This window comes from Variovorax sp. P4_B10, assembly GCF_056402375.1.
In genome coordinates, this window is the sequence record NZ_JBFUHN010000180.1 from 1 (window position 1) to 1,055 (window position 1,055).

At 60.4% G+C, this 1,055-nt stretch carries 1 protein-coding gene; it reads left to right on the plus strand.

Annotated features, from left to right (window positions below):
- The first annotated feature begins 103 nt into the window (after positions 1 to 103).
- Positions 104 to 1,054 carry an IS481 family transposase gene (locus tag AC1DXX_RS33340; RefSeq protein ID WP_478138474.1) on the plus strand — a complete coding sequence of 317 codons (951 nt, stop codon included), beginning with the start codon at positions 104 to 106 and terminating at the stop codon, positions 1,052 to 1,054.
- Position 1,055 lies beyond the last annotated feature (1 nt).

The window sequence follows — 1,055 nt, forward strand, 5'->3', positions numbered from 1 at the left end:
CCTAGGTGTGATGCTTCAATAGGTTGTTGCGGGTGTTCACCCGGAGTGGTTTTGAGAGACTGGGAATCGCCAAACCCCCAACTCACTCAGAGCCCAAATCCGGATGAACACCCATAAGAATGCCCGATTGACGTACGTACGGCGACTGGAGATGGTTCAAGCCATCACTCAACGTGGCGTATCCGCCGCAGAAGCAGCGGCCATGCAGGGGGTCAGCGCAGTCACGGCCAGGAAGTGGCTGGGCCGTTATCTCGCCGATGGCGCAGCAGGGCTGCTGGACAAGTCCTCTCGACCTGAGCTCTCGCCCCGCTCCATTGCTCCCGGTGTCGCTCTGGCCATCGTCGAGTTGCGCCGCAAGCTCTTTCTGCAATCCAGAATTGCGTCGTACACCGGCGTGTCCAAGGCGACCGTCAGTCGGGTGCTTAGACGTGCCGGGCTGTCGAAGTTCAGCGACCTGGCGCCGCCCGAGCCCGTACAGCGCTACGAGCGCGAAGCCCCAGGCGAGCTGCTTCACATCGACATCAAGAAGCTCGGCCGCTTCACCGATGTTGGCCATCGAATCACGGGCGACTACCGCAAGCGCACCAGACGCGTCGGATGGGAGTACCTGTTCGTGGCCATCGACGACCATGCGCGCATCGCCTTCACCGACATGCGTCCTGACGAGCGTAAAGACAGCGCCGAGAGCTTCCTGCGCGCCGCGGTCGCCTACTACGCGAAGCTGGGCGTAAAGGTCCAGCGGTTGATCACCGATAACGGACCGGCCTTCCACTCGCACACCTTTGGCAATGCTTGCGCAGAACTTGGCATCAAGCAGAAATTCACTCGAGCCTATCGACCACAAACCAATGGCAAGGCCGAGCGCTTTATCCAGTCAGCGTTACGCGAATGGGCCTACGGCCGTGCATATGCCAGCTCGGATCAACGCCGAGCTGCGTTGCCGGTCTGGAATCACTTCTATAACTGGCACCGGCCCCATCACGGCATCGGCTGCCAGCCTCCTATGTCTCGGCTCTCGAATTCACGCAACAACCTCTTGACTCTTCACACCTAGG

Excerpts from the sequence above, each read along its gene's own strand:
- AC1DXX_RS33340 (WP_478138474.1), top strand. The coding sequence starts at position 104 with ATGAACACCCATAAGAATGCCCGATTGACGTACGTACGGCGACTGGAG.